At 70.1% G+C, this 13004-nt stretch carries 8 protein-coding genes; 2 read left to right on the forward strand and 6 right to left on the reverse strand.

Translation table 11 applies throughout. The features are described 5' to 3' along the window. Positions 1 to 26: 26 nt before the first annotated feature. The 5 genes from ASC70_RS05360 to ASC70_RS05380 all read right to left on the reverse strand — a co-directional run bounded on the left by ASC70_RS05360 (position 27) and on the right by ASC70_RS05380 (position 9352). Positions 27 to 3152, reverse strand: a complete 3126-nt coding sequence (locus ASC70_RS05360) for an efflux RND transporter permease subunit (protein WP_056047183.1) — start codon at positions 3150 to 3152, stop codon at positions 27 to 29. Then, complete coding sequence (locus ASC70_RS05365; RefSeq protein ID WP_056047186.1) at positions 3149 to 4255, reverse strand: efflux RND transporter periplasmic adaptor subunit; 1107 nt, start codon at positions 4253 to 4255, stop codon at positions 3149 to 3151. Before ASC70_RS05365 ends, ASC70_RS05360 begins: the two co-directional genes overlap by 4 nt. Further along, positions 4252 to 5703, reverse strand: coding sequence for an efflux transporter outer membrane subunit (locus ASC70_RS05370; protein ID WP_056047189.1), 1452 nt, complete (start codon positions 5701 to 5703; stop codon positions 4252 to 4254). The genes ASC70_RS05365 and ASC70_RS05370 overlap by 4 nt, the downstream gene beginning before the upstream one ends. Before the next feature lie 186 nt (positions 5704 to 5889). Next, positions 5890 to 8376 (reverse strand): TonB-dependent receptor, encoded by a 2487-nt coding sequence (locus tag ASC70_RS05375; RefSeq protein ID WP_235519267.1) that lies wholly within the window; start codon positions 8374 to 8376, stop codon positions 5890 to 5892. 625 nt (positions 8377 to 9001) lie between these two features. Then, positions 9002 to 9352, reverse strand: a complete 351-nt coding sequence (locus ASC70_RS05380; RefSeq protein ID WP_056047192.1) for a hypothetical protein — start codon at positions 9350 to 9352, stop codon at positions 9002 to 9004. 225 nt (positions 9353 to 9577) lie between these two features. Here ASC70_RS05380 and ASC70_RS05385 point away from each other — a divergent pair, with 225 nt between their 5' ends. Both ASC70_RS05385 and ASC70_RS05390 read left to right on the forward strand, forming a co-directional pair. Further along, positions 9578 to 10261, forward strand: coding sequence for a TetR/AcrR family transcriptional regulator (locus ASC70_RS05385; RefSeq protein WP_056047197.1), 684 nt, complete (start codon positions 9578 to 9580; stop codon positions 10259 to 10261). 169 nt (positions 10262 to 10430) lie between these two features. Beyond that, positions 10431 to 11120, forward strand: coding sequence for a TetR/AcrR family transcriptional regulator (locus ASC70_RS05390; RefSeq protein ID WP_056047200.1), 690 nt, complete (start codon positions 10431 to 10433; stop codon positions 11118 to 11120). A gap of 5 nt (positions 11121 to 11125) precedes the next feature. Here the strand turns inward: ASC70_RS05390 and ASC70_RS05395 are convergent, their stop codons facing one another. Then, a complete protein-coding gene (locus ASC70_RS05395; protein ID WP_235519269.1) occupies positions 11126 to 12664 on the reverse strand; it encodes a hypothetical protein in 1539 nt (512 codons plus the stop codon). Positions 12665 to 13004: the final 340 nt, after the last annotated feature.

The raw sequence follows: 13004 nt of genomic DNA on the forward strand, positions 1-13004 counted from the left end.
CGGGTCGCGAGCAGCTAGTGGGCCCGCTAGGCCTTCGCCTCCCCCTCCGCCGGAAGCGGCGCCGCGACCACGCGTTGCGTGACCAGCCGGGCCAGGCGCGGCCGCAGCCACTGCTCGAAGTCGTCGACGAACTCGTAGACCACCGGCACCAGAATCAACGACAGCAGGGTCGAGGTGATCAGGCCGCCGATCACCGCCACGGCCATCGGCTGGCGGAACTCCGCGCCGTGCTCCAGCGCCAGGGCGGTCGGCAGCATGCCCGCGGCCATGGCCACGGTGGTCATGACGATCGGCCGGGCCCGCTCGCGGCAGGCCTCGATCAGGGCGTCGCGCTGGCGCATGCCGCCGCGCTCCAGCTCGATGGCGTATTCGACCAGCAAGATCGAGTTCTTGGCCGCCAGGCCCAGCAGCATCAGGAAGCCGATCAGCGACGGGATCGACAGCGCCTGGTGGAAAGCCAGCAGGCCCAGGAACGCGCCGCCCACCGCCAGCGGCAAGGCTGACAGGATGACGATCGGCTTGAAGAACGAGCCGAACAGCAAAACCAGCACGCCGTAGATCATCGCCACCCCGGCGAAGATCGCCAGGCCGAAGCCGCCGAACAGCTCGGCCATCGCCTTGGCGTCGCCGATCGAGCTGGGCCGGACGCTGGCGGGCATGGCCTTGAAGATCGGCAGGCCGTGCACCGCCTTGGTCGCCGAGCCCAGGGTCGCGCCCTGGGTCAGTTCGGCCTCGACGGTCATCTGGCGCTGGCGGTCCAGGCGGTCGATGCGGGCCGGGCCGGCCTGGAAGCCGACGTCGGCGACCGCCTCCAGCCGGGTGGTCTCGCCGCTGGCGGTCTTCAGGCGCAGGCCTCTGACGCGGTCGAGGTCGGCGCGGGCGTCGGCCGGCAGGCGGACGCGGATCGGGATCCGCCGCTCCTTGTCGTTCAGCTTGGCGACGTTGGCGTCGATGTCGCCGCTGGTGGCGACGCGGGCGGCCTGGGCGATGGCGTCCACCGAGACGCCCAGCCGGGCGGCCTCGTCGGCGCGCGGGCGGATGACGATCTCCGGACCGACCGGCGGCGCCGACGGATGCGGGTCGGCCAGCTCGGGCAGGTCGCGCATCTGGCGCTGCAGCTCGAGCGCGGCGGCGGTGAGCGCGTCGGGGTCGTCACCGGTCAGGATCTGCTGGAAGCCGGCCTGGCCGTCGGCCTTCAGGAAGCCGATCCGCACGTCAGGAATGGCCATGATGGCGGCGCGATAGCGCTCGCGCAGGGCCTGCCCCTTCACCTTGCGGTCGGCCTTCAGCAGCACCGTGACCGAGCCGCTGCGCAGGTCCGCCCCGCCGCCGCCTCGGAACGGGTCGCCCGAGGTCGAGCCGACCGTGGCGAACACCCCGTCCACGGCGGGCTCCTTGGCGAAGACCGCGTCGATGCGCGAGACCGCCTGGTCCATCTGGGCGATGGTCGCGCCGGGCGCGCCCTGGATCTTCAGGTTCAGATAGTCGGGATCGCCTTCGGGCGTGAACGCCGTCGGCAGCAGCGGCAGCAGGGCCAGCGAACCGATGAACAGCATCCCGCCGATGGCGCAGGCCAGCATCCGGTGGTCCAGGCTCCAGTTCAGGACCTTCAGATAGGTCTTGGGCAGCGGGGCCGGGTCGTGGGCCTTGGTCCGGGGCTTGAGCAGGTAGGCGGCCATCAGCGGCGTCAGCAGGCGGGCCACGACCAGCGAGAACAGCACCGCCACCGAGATGGTCAGGCCGAACTCCTTGAAGAACTGGCCGGCGATGCCCGGCATGAAGCTGACGGGGGCGAACACCACGACGATGGCGAAGGTGGTGGCGACCACGGCCAGGCCGATGGCGTCCGCGCCCTCCATGGCCGCGTCATAGGGCTGGTAGCCGGCGACGACCCGTTTTTCGATGTTCTCGATCTCGACGATGGCGTCGTCGACCAGGATGCCGATGACCAGGGTCAGGGCCAGCAGGGTCACGACGTTCAGCGAGAAGCCGAGGAAGGCCATGGCCGCGAAGGTCGGGATCAGCGAGATCGGCATGGCCGCCGCCGTGATCAGGGTGGCGCGCCAGTCCTTCAGGAAGAAGAACACCACGACCGCCGCCAGCGCCATGCCTTCCAGCAGCACGCCGCGCGTGGCCTCGAAGCTGGTGCGCGTTTCGTCGACCGTCGCCGAGATTCGCGTGAAATGGACCTCCGGCCGGGCCTTCTCCAGCGCCGCCAGGGCCTTGATCACCCGGTCGTCGACGGCCACGTCGCTGGCCTCGCGGGTCTTCATGACCTGGAAGCCGACAACCGGACGGCCGTCCAGCCGGGCGAAACCCCGCGCCTCGGCCGAGCCGTCGCCGACCTCGGCGATGTCGGCCAGGCGGACATAGCCGCCGCCGCTGGTGGGAATGGTCAGGTCGCGCAGCTTGGCCGTCGTTTCGACCTGGCCCAGGATGCGGATGGTCTGCTCGCGGCCGCCGATCTCGACCCGGCCGCCGCCGGCGTTCAGCTGGAAGCCGGCCAGGGCGCTGTTGACGTCGGCGGCCGTCAGCCCCCGCGCGGTCAGCTTGTCGGGGTCCACCAGGACGTTGATCTCGCGATTGACGCCGCCGACCCGGGTGACCTGGGCCACGCCCTTCTCGGCCTGCAGGGCGCGGGCGATGGTGTCGTCGACGAACCACGACAGCTGGGCGTCCGACAGCCCGTCGACCGAGACCGCGTAGGTCATGATCGGGGCGCTGTCGATCTCGACCCGCTGGACCGTGGGAGCGTCGATGTCGCGCGGCAGCTGGGCGCGGACTTGCTCGATCTTGGTGCGGACCTCGTCGGTCTTCTTCTGCAGGTCCTCGCCCATCTGGAAGGTGATGTTGGTGGTCGAGGCGCCCTGGGTCACCACCGACTGGACGTTCTCGACATTCGAGACGCCGGCGACGGCGTCCTCGACCTGGCGGGTGATCTGGGTCTCGATCTCGCCGGGCGAGGCGCCGTTCTGGGTGACGGTGACCGACACCATCGGCAGCTGCACATTGGGGTACTGCTTGATCGGCAGCTGCAGATAGCTGAGCACGCCGGCCAGCAGCAGGGCCAGGAACAGCACCGTCACCGGGATCGGGTTGCGGATGGCCCAGGCGGAGATCTTCAGGCCGTCGCCCGTGGTCGGCGCGATCATCGACCCGTCCCCGTCACGCTCATGACCGGGCGCACCTTGTCGCCGTCGACCAGCAGGGCCGCGGCGTTCTCGACGATCCGCGCGCCAGCCGAAGGTCCGGCGGTCAGGCGGACCCAGCCGGCCCCGCGATCGCCGGTCTTGACGGGCGCGCGCCGCACGCGGTCGCCGGCCTCGACGACCATGACGCTGGCCCCGCCGGCGTCGTAGCGCACCGCGCTCTCGGGAACCGAAAGGCCCTGGTCCGCCGCGTCGCCGAACACGGCGCGGCCGAAGCCGCCCGCCCGGATGTCGGGACGGACCGGCAGGGTCAGGCGCACATAGCCCAGCTTGGACTTCGGATCGATCTGCGGACTGATCAGGCGTACGCGGCCGGTCGCGGTCGCGCCGCTGGGCAGGGTGACGCTGGCCGACTGGCCGACGCGGATCCGCGCCAGCTCGGCCTCGGCCAACTGGGCCTGAAGCTCGATCTGGCCGTCGCGCGCCAGGCGGAACCAGGCGGCCTGACCGGCCGCCGCCGCATCGCCCGGGCGCACGCCGCGCTCCAGCACCACGCCGCCGACCGGCGCGGTCACGGCCAGCTTGTCGCGGCGCACCTGCAGGTCGCGCAGCGCGGCCTTCTGGGCCTGGACCGTGGCCTGGGCGGCCTTGGCCTGGAAGCGCCGCTGGTTGATCTGCTCTTGGGCCAGGTCGCCCGAGCCGTCGAGGCCGTTGGTGCGATTGGCCTGATCCACGGCCTGGGCGGCCTGGGCCTCGGCCTGGGCGACCAGGGCGGTCTGCTGGGCGATCTGGGCCTCGATCAGGGCCGGGTCCAGGCGCGCCAGCACCTGCCCCGCCCGGACCGTGTCGCCGACATCGGCCAGGACGGCGACGACGCGGTAGCCGCTGACCTCGGGGGTGACGGCGGCTTCCTCGCGCGGCGTCAGGTCGCCCGTGGCGGTCAGGCTGCCGGCGACGGCGCGCGGCGCCAGGGTGATCACCGACACCGACCGCAGCTCGGCGGCGTGCGGCGCAGCGGGGCGCGCAGCCCGATGGCATCCGGCCAGGACCGGCGCGACGGCGGCGACGAACAGGGTCGCCGCCAGGAGCTTCTTGCAAGAGGTCATTTCGAGCTCGCGACAGACGAATAGCGATCGACGGGCCAGCCGCCGCCAAGGGCCTGATAGGCCTGCACCGCCCGCCGGACGGCCTGCACCTGAGCCGAGGTCAGCTGGGTGCGCGTCGTCCGCCAGGCCTGCTCGGCCGACAGGGTGGATTGAAGATCGGTGAGGCCGCGGCCGTAGTTGGCGCGGGCGGCGCGATAGGCCCGCGCGGCGCGGGCCTCGCCGTCGGCCAGCAGGGCGACTTGGCGCCGGTCGGCGTCCAGCCCAACCAGCGCGGCCTCTGAGTCCTTGAAGGCCTGGCGCAGCGTCCGCTCGTAGGCGATCGCCGCCTGGGTGGCCTGGGCCTTCTGAACGCCCGCCTGCGACAGCAGCCTGGGCATGTCGAACAGCGGCTGGCTCAGGGCCAGGCCGAGGCTGGTGGTGGTGGTCGCGCCGCCGGTCGAGGGGCGCGAATAGCCGAGGCCGGGAATGAAGCTGACCGTCGGCAGCAGCGCCAGCCGGGCCAGGTTGGCGCGTCCGGACGCGGAGGCCAGGCGCGCCTGCGCTTCGCGCACGTCGGGGCGGCGGGTCAGCAGGTCGCCGGGGACCAGGGCGGGCGGGGCCGGCGCGACCCCGACATCGGCGGCGACGGCGATCGAGGCGGTGGGATCGACCACCCGGCCGACCAGGATCAGCAGCGCCCGCTTCTGGGCCTGCAGCTGGGCCTCCAGCGACGCCACCCGGGCGTTGGACTGCGAGAGGTCTCCGGCCACCCGGTCGGCGTCGGCGAGCGCCGACAGGCCCGCCCGCGCCCGCCGCTCGGTCATGTCGTAGAGCTCTTTCTGGACCCGGGCGCTCTCGTGCGCGTCCTGCAGCTGGATGGCCAGACCGCGAGCCTGGAAGTAGCTGTCGGCGACCTCGGCGGCGATCGAGGCGCGGGACCCTTCATAGGCGAACCGCGCGGCGGCGAAGTCGGCCTTGGCGATCCGGCTGGCGGTGGGCAGCCGCCCGAACAGGTCGACCTGCCAGCTGACGTCGAAATCACCCGTTGTGATGCGCAGGTCCGTGGCGGCGCCGCCGGTCCTGGTGCGCTGCTTCAGGTACGAGGCGCTGGGATCGCCTTGCGGCAGGAAGCTGGTCAGGGCCCCGGACTTGGTGGCGCGCGCTTCAGCCAGGCGGGCGGCGGCGTCCCGGGCGTCCAGGCCGGTGGCCAGCGCCTCGTCGACCAGCTGGTCCAGCAGCGGGTCGCCGAACCGGGTCCACCAGCGATCCAGCGAGGCCGGGGCCGCCGCGTCAGCCGAAGGGCCTTCATAGGCGACCGGCAGCCTCAGGTCGGTCTTGGGCGCTGCGGCGCATCCGGCCAGCGCCAGGCCGGCCATCAGCGCCGTCAGCCGCACGGCGGCGAGGCAGGCGTCCGGACGTCGCGACGAAGCGCGTCGCCTCGTGCCGCCGATCAATGGCGCGCCGTCCATGGTTTCCTCCCGACCGTTCCGCGAGACCGTAATTGAACGGTACCGTTCATTTATCTGATCGTCGAGCGGGCCGGTATTGTCAAGCCTCGGTTTCGATATGCGGCGGCGACGTTCCTGACGGTCCGCCCTCAACGAAAAAGGGCCGGCGAAGCGCCGGCCCTTTCCGATCCTTTGAGCGTCGCCCGATCAGCGCGCGCCGAAGGCGTAGCGCAGCGACACGCCGATTTCCCGCGGCGACGTGTAGCTGGTCCAGCGATAGCCGCTCTGGCCGAAGAAGGTGGCCACCCCGCCGGCCGGGGTCGTGTAGTCCACGTCGCGGCTGGTCTCGACGCCCGTCTTGGTCAGGTTGCGGGCGAAGACGTTGAGGTCCCAGGCCCCGTCCGGCGAGCGCACGCCGGCGAAGACGTTCAGCAGGCCGTAGTTGGGAACCGTGTAGCCGGCGTTCCGGCGCTTGTTCTCCGGATAGTAGCTGAGCAGGCCCCGGACATAGGCCTCCACCCCGCCGACCGGGCGCCAGTATTCGCTTTGCAGCGTCCCGCTCCACAGCGGCTCGCGCGAGGTGGCCTGGTCGGACTTGCAGGTCGCCACGTGGATGTTGCGCGACCGGAAGTCGCTCAGGGTCGGGACGCCGGAGTCGGGCACGCCGTCGAAATTGCCGTCGCGGCACGGCACGGTGTCGTTGTCGACCTTGCCGTCGGCGTAGCTGATCCCGCCGTTGACGCTCCAGTTCGGCGTGACCTGGAACGCGCCGTCGAAGTCGAAGCCCTTGACCACCGAGTCGGCGCCGACATTGAACGTCGAGTTCGACACCGACACGGTCGCGCCGTTCGCCTGCAGGTAGGGGATCGAGGTCACCTGGAACAGCAGGCCGTCGTACTTCTGGTAGAAGGCGGCCAGGTTCAGGCGCAGGCGACGGTCGAGCCAGTTGGTCTTAATCCCCGTCTCGAACGACTTGGACTTCTCGTCCGGCAGGAAGATCAAGCTGGACAGGACCGGATCGTTCTCGGCGTTGGCCAGGGCGAAGTTGTTGGCCCCGCGCCGCCACGAGGTGGCGAAGGTGCCGTAGGACAGCACCTGGTCCGAGAAGCGGTGCGAGATCGACAGGTTGTAGACCGTCGGCTTCTCGGTGTTCTTCTGCGAGCTGTTCTGGACCGGCGTCGTGCCGGCCGCGATCGGGATGTCGCAGAAGCCGCCGCCATAGCTGCTGGCGAAGCCGGCCGCCGAGCACGGGAAGCCGATGGCGCGCGAGATCATGCCGGCGCCCAGGAACACGGTCTGGACGTTGTCGACCTTGGAAACGATGTGGCGCACGCCGCCCGAGATCTCGGTCGCCTCGCCCAGGTGTACGCGCACATTGGCGAACACCGAGTTTTCGGTCGCGTTGTTGTTGACGGTGATCAGGGTCGGCAGGCTGTAGCGACTGTCGAGCACGCGCGGATTGGCCGGGGCGCCGGGCGAGCCGAACGATCCGGCCAGGAACGAGGCGACCTGGGTGCCGCCGGTCTTGCTCGGCGCCTTCGAATAGAAGTAGCCGACCGTGTAGTCGATCAGGCGGTCGCTGCCGACCGACGACAGCCGGATTTCGTGCGTCGTCTGCGAGTTCTTGGTGTTGAGGTTCTGGAAGTAGCTGCGCCCGATCAGCACGTTGCCATAGTCCAGCGCCCCGACCGTGGTGGCGTCGCCCTTGGTGTAGCCGCCGACATAGCTGAGGCGCTGGCCCAGGACTTCCCAGTTCAGCTGGGCGCTCAGGAAGTCGTTGTCCGTGTAGTTGAAGCGCGGCGAGTCATCGACGTCCAGCCGCTGCGAGGCGGTGATCACCGGGCCGTTGTAGCCCGCCGGCGCGGCCGCCGAGACGCCGCCCGGCGCGCCATTGCCCTCGATCTGCGTGAACTGGCGCTTGTGGCTGTTCAGCTTCTGATAGGTGACCGTGGCGTCGAAGGTTTCGGTCGGCGTGAAGTTGACGCTGATCCGGCCGCTGCGCGTGCTCTTCGCCGGCAGGAAGGCGCTGTTGAGGCTGGTGACGAAGTCGCCCTTGTTCTCGTCGACGACGGCGGCCAGGCGCACGCCCAGGACGCTGTCGATCAGCGGGATGTTCGCCGCGCCCTGCAGGTTGCGACCGCCGTGGTCTGTGGCCTGGGCGCTGACATAGCCGCCGTAGTCGTGGGTGTCGGCCCGGCGCGTGGTCAGGGTGATGGCGCCCGACGGCGCGGTGCGGCCGCGCAGCGTGCCCTGCGGGCCGCGCAGCACTTCGATGGCCTGGATGTCATAGACCGCCTGGAAGGCCACCGTGCCGTCGATCGGCACGTCGTTCTGGTAGATGTCGACCGTCGGCGAGGCCTGGGTGCTGGCGTCGTAGGAGACGCCGCGGATCGACGGCGCGGGCGAGCGGCCGGCGGTGACGCTGGACGTGCCGAGGCTGAGGCCCGGCACCAGGGCCGCGACGTCCTGGAACTGGGTGATCGCCAGCTTCTTCAGCGAGTCGCCGCTGACCGCCGAGACCGTCGTGGGCACGTTCTGCAGGTTTTCCGATTGCCGGCGGGCGGTGACGATCACCTCGCCCACCATCAGCGGCTCCGCGGCCGCCGGCTTGGCGACCGTCTGCGCCTGGACCGCGCCGGCGCTCAGGGTCAGAACGCTGACCCCCGCGAGCATCATGATCCGAGTGTTGTTCATCTCACCCTCCCTGTTCTCGCCGGCCCGACGCCCGGCGATCGCCGCGCATGCCGATGGGCCGGCGACCTGTTTTGTTTTTCGAAGACGGCCACGAGCCTTCGCGCCCGGACCTGGCTCGCCCGCGCCCCCTCGGGCAAGGCGAACTCGGCGGTGGGCCGGACGGCGTTCACCGTCCACGAAGCGCGGAAGCACCCGTTCGTCTCCGTCCACTCGCGCCGGCCTTTAGAAGCCGGTCTCACCTTTGTCGTCGCGCCCGCACTGTTTGGACCGGCGAGAAATCCGCCCACGAACGTTTTTCGCGGGGCGTTCGCGGCGCCTGAAAGCTAGGCCGGCGCCGCTGACTTGCGTTGTAAACTGTCCTGACCAGTGGTCAACCAAAAAGAGACGGAACCGTTCAATAAGGTTCCGTAGACCCACTCGCCGACAGGGCGCGGGCCTGCGCGGCCCGACGAGACCACGCGAAAACACGGGCGTCAGGGCGACAATTTGACGCTGATGTATGATTGATGGCGACCGGCGCCCTGGCGACGGTCGCGGCGCGGTCAGCCGCAGGGGCGCCTGACCCGAGGACGGCTCGTGAAGACGCCCCGGCGATGCGATCGCCGAGGCGTTGGTCGTTAAGGTCCTACTTCGCGCCGAGCTTGGCGAAGTCGGTGTCGATCGCCGTGAGCTTCTGATCGGTCACGGTGTCGGCGGAGTACTGCTGGATGGCCTTCAGGGTCATGCCGCGCGCCATGTTGATCTGCTCGTTGGCGACCAGCTCAGGCAGGTGCTTCTTGACCACCGCCGTCGCGGCGGGGTTGTCCAGGATGTCGCCGACCGTGGTCTCGCCGGTCTTGAACTTGGCGGCCTGGGCCGCGCCCGGCAGGCTGGCGGGATCGGCGGCGGCCGCCGGCGCGGTCGGAGCGGCCTGGGCCAGGACGGTCGCCGGCGCGACCAGCAGCGCGGCGGCGAGGGCGAGGGAAGCTAGACGCATGGGGGTTCTCGTTGTTGTGGACGTTCCTCGGCGGCGATCATGGCAAGGGTCCGGACAAAGGCAACCGCAATTGTACGACACCGGTCGATTTTCTCGCGGAATGTTGTACGATCGCGGCTCGATGGCCCGGTCGGATGAATCGGGTTGCCCCACCCGCGACAATCGTGAGAGCTGGACTCACGGCTCGCGCCGAAAGATTTGGATACCGACTTGCCTAGAAGGTCCATGACCGCCGCGCTCCCGCAAGACACCGAAGGCCAAGACCCGAAGGACGCCGCGCCGCAAGCGCCGCTGCGCCCGGGCCGCCCGACCACCGCCCGCTCCGAGGCGATCAACCCGGCCATCCTGGCGGCGGCGCGAGAACATTTCCTGGCCCTGGGCTTCGACGCCACGCCGATGGAGTCGGTCGCCGCGGCGGCCGGGATCGCCAAGGGCACGCTCTATTCGCGCTATCCCACCAAGGAAGCCCTGCTGCACGCCGTGGTCGCCGACCGGGTCCAGGCCTGGCAGGCCGCGGCCGACGCCCGCAACGGGCCGATGCCGGCCGACCTCAAGCAGCGCCTCAACCATATCGCCCGCTCGATCCTGGAATCGCTGGCCTCGGAAGAGATCCACGCCTTCCAGCGCGTGCTGACCAGCAGCGCGGACGCCGGCGGCGAACTGGCCCGCGCGCTGCACGAGGCCGGCCATCGCAGCGCCATCGACCTGCTGACCCGCGGCCTGGTCGAAAGCACCAGCAACTTCCCCGCCCCGCCCCGCGATCCGGCCCGGGTCGCCGAGATGCTGATGGCCATGCTGACCGGCTGGTACGACACTCATCAGCGCGTGCGCGAGATCAGCCACGAGGAAGCGATGGCCTATGCCGAGCACGCGGTCGACGTGCTGTTCCACGGCCGCATGGCCTGGTAGCCGCGATTTAGACGTCTACGTCGAATTCGTTCGCTTTCTGACGCGCCGGCTCGCCCGAGCCGCACAATGCGCAAATTGGTCAGGCCAATTTCGGAAGCGCGACGCCGACAGCCCGGGTGACTCCCCTTCCCCGAGCCGCTAGCAAGAAGCAGGCGAGGGAGCGGGCGACATGGGCGCGGGTGACGAACAGGCGGGCGCGGCCGAGGCGAAGACGCGGTTCACGGCCCGGCGCGGGCGCCCCAGCGCCGCCCAGCTGGCGGCGATCGCCGACACCATCCTCTCGACCGCCCAGGCCTTGTTCCTGTCGCAGGGCTACGCCAACACCTCGATGGAGGCCATCGTCGCCGCCTCCGGCGTGTCCAAGGCCACCCTCTACGCGCGGTACGCCAACAAGCATGCGCTGTTCCAGGCCATCGTCGAGGCGCGGATAGAGGCTTGGCAGGCGGCCGCGGCGGCGGACATCGCGATCGAGGACGAACGGCTCGACGAGGATATCGCGGCCTGGCTGCGCCACCGCGCCGTCTCGATGCTGCGGGCCCTGAGGCAGCCGGAGATCCGCGCCTTCGACCATCTGGTCGTGTCCGAGGGGCCGCGCTTTCCGGAGCTGGCCCGCCTGTTCCACGAGATGGGCTACATGCTGAACGTCCGGGCGATCGCCACGCGCCTGTCGCGGGCCGACGGACAGGCCGCGCCGACCGAGCGGACCCTGCTGGCCGCCAAGCTGTTCGCCTCTGGCCTGGTCGGATGGATCCGCCAGGAGTCGGGCGTCGGCGAGGTGACCGACGCGGCCTGCGAGGCGGCGGCCGAGATGATGGCGCGCCTGCTGATCGACGGACAATCAGCCTGGCGCGCCGGCTAGGGCGGTCAAGCCAGCTCCAGCAGGGCCACGCCCTCGGGCGGCAGGTCGATGACCAGCTCGCGCGTGGCGCTCAGCTTCAGCACGTGCGGGGCCGGCAGCTCGGCGGCCGCGCGGATCTTGGCCAGCTGCTCGCGGGTGGGATACTGCGGCGAGCCCAGCGCGCGCCAGGCCGGATAGGGCGAGCCGCGTTCCATGTCGACATAGCTGACCTTGACGGCCTGGCCCGGCTTGGCGCCCTTCAACCGCACGCGATAGCGCTTGGCCTCGCCGACCACCTTGCGCACGCTGTTGGCGCCGGGGATGCCGCTGGCCTGCGGCGCGTCGGCCAGGTTCCAGACCATGACCGCGCTGCCGCCGCCCGTCCGCCGCGAGGCCAGGGCCGGCCCCTCGGCCTTCAGGCGCCGCGCGCCCAGCCTGTTGAGCAGCTTGAACGTGTTGAAGGTCGGGCGCGCGACGTTGCGGGCCGAGAACAGCCCCCAGGCGTTGTCGCCCTCCTTGAAGATGAAGTTGGGGACCAGCACTTCCTCGAACTTGCTGACCTGCCAGTAGGACATGCCCTTCAGATAGGGCAGGCAGCCCTTGATGATGTGGGCGATCATCGCCGGGCTGTCCGACGACCACTCGCCCAGCCACAGCTCGGCGTTCTTGTAGGCGCTGGCGGCGATCTGGTCGCTGACCTGTTTCATGGCCGCGGCGTAGATCTCGTTCTGGGTATATTTGCCCGCTTGGCCGAACACCTTGACCTGGTTGTCGCCGGCATAGAGGTGGGTCGAGACGAAATCGACCGGCAGGCTGTTCTGGGCGCAATAGGCCAGGAACTCGGGGATCCACTGGACCTTCGAGGTGGCCGGGCCGCCGACCTTCAGGGCCGGATCGACGCTGCGCACCGCCTCGACCGAGGCCTTGTAGAGCTCGAAATACTGCTGCTGGGTCCCGCTCCAGAAGAAGCCCAGGTCGGGCTCGTTCCAGACCTCGAAATACCACTGGCGCACCTCGGCCGCGCCATAGCGGTCGACCAGGTGGCGCACGAACAGGGCGACGAAGGCCTTCCAGTCGTCCAGCGACGCCGGCGGGGTGATGTTGCCGCGATAGGTGCCGAAATTGGCGGTCCCGCTGGCCAGCTTGCTGGGCATGAAGCTGAGCTCGACGAACGGCTTCATGCCGGTCTCGAGCACCCCGTCATAGACGGTGTCGACGTTCTGGAAGTTGAAGCTCTGCCCCGCGGCGCCGATCGCGCCCTTGGGCCGCACGGCCATCTCGTCGTCGTTGAAGATCCCGTGGAAGCGCACCCGCTTGATGCCGGCCTCCTTGCAGGCGCGCTTGGCGTCGAGCCGCCATTCCTCGCGCATGGTCAGGCCGGCCCGGTCGGAGCCGACGCACTCGGACCAGATGTGGGCCAGGGCGCCGACGTCGGCGGTCAGGTCGACATCCACGGTCTCGATGGGAAGCGCCGGCAGCGGAGCCTTCGCCCAGGCCGCGCCGGACAGGGCGGAGGCGCCGGCCAGGGCGCCGGCCGTGGCGATAAGGTCCCGTCGGTTCATCATGCTTCCTCCACACTGGCCTTGGCGCGCCCTCGGTGCGTCTTCGCGCGCTCGACGGACAGGCCGGGAGCCGCCTCGCGGCCCATGGCGGGATCATCAATGGCCGCGCTTTGGCTGGCAAGTTAAATTAAACGATCACGGTCAATTAAATGCGCTGCGGGGCGCGGAATGGCCCGTCTCGACGCAGCGACACGACGCCGCCTCGCGAGGCGGACAGCCTCGCGCGGGCGGGACCCGAGAGCCTGCCCGGAAAGCGCCAAGCGCCTATTCCAGACTGAGCTCAGCCCGATCAGCGCCCTCGCCAACGGTCGTTCGGATCCAAGCGAAGCCGTTTGACGAGGTG

It is taken from the genome of Caulobacter sp. Root343, assembly GCF_001425745.1.
In the GTDB taxonomy this organism is placed as follows: domain Bacteria; phylum Pseudomonadota; class Alphaproteobacteria; order Caulobacterales; family Caulobacteraceae; genus Caulobacter.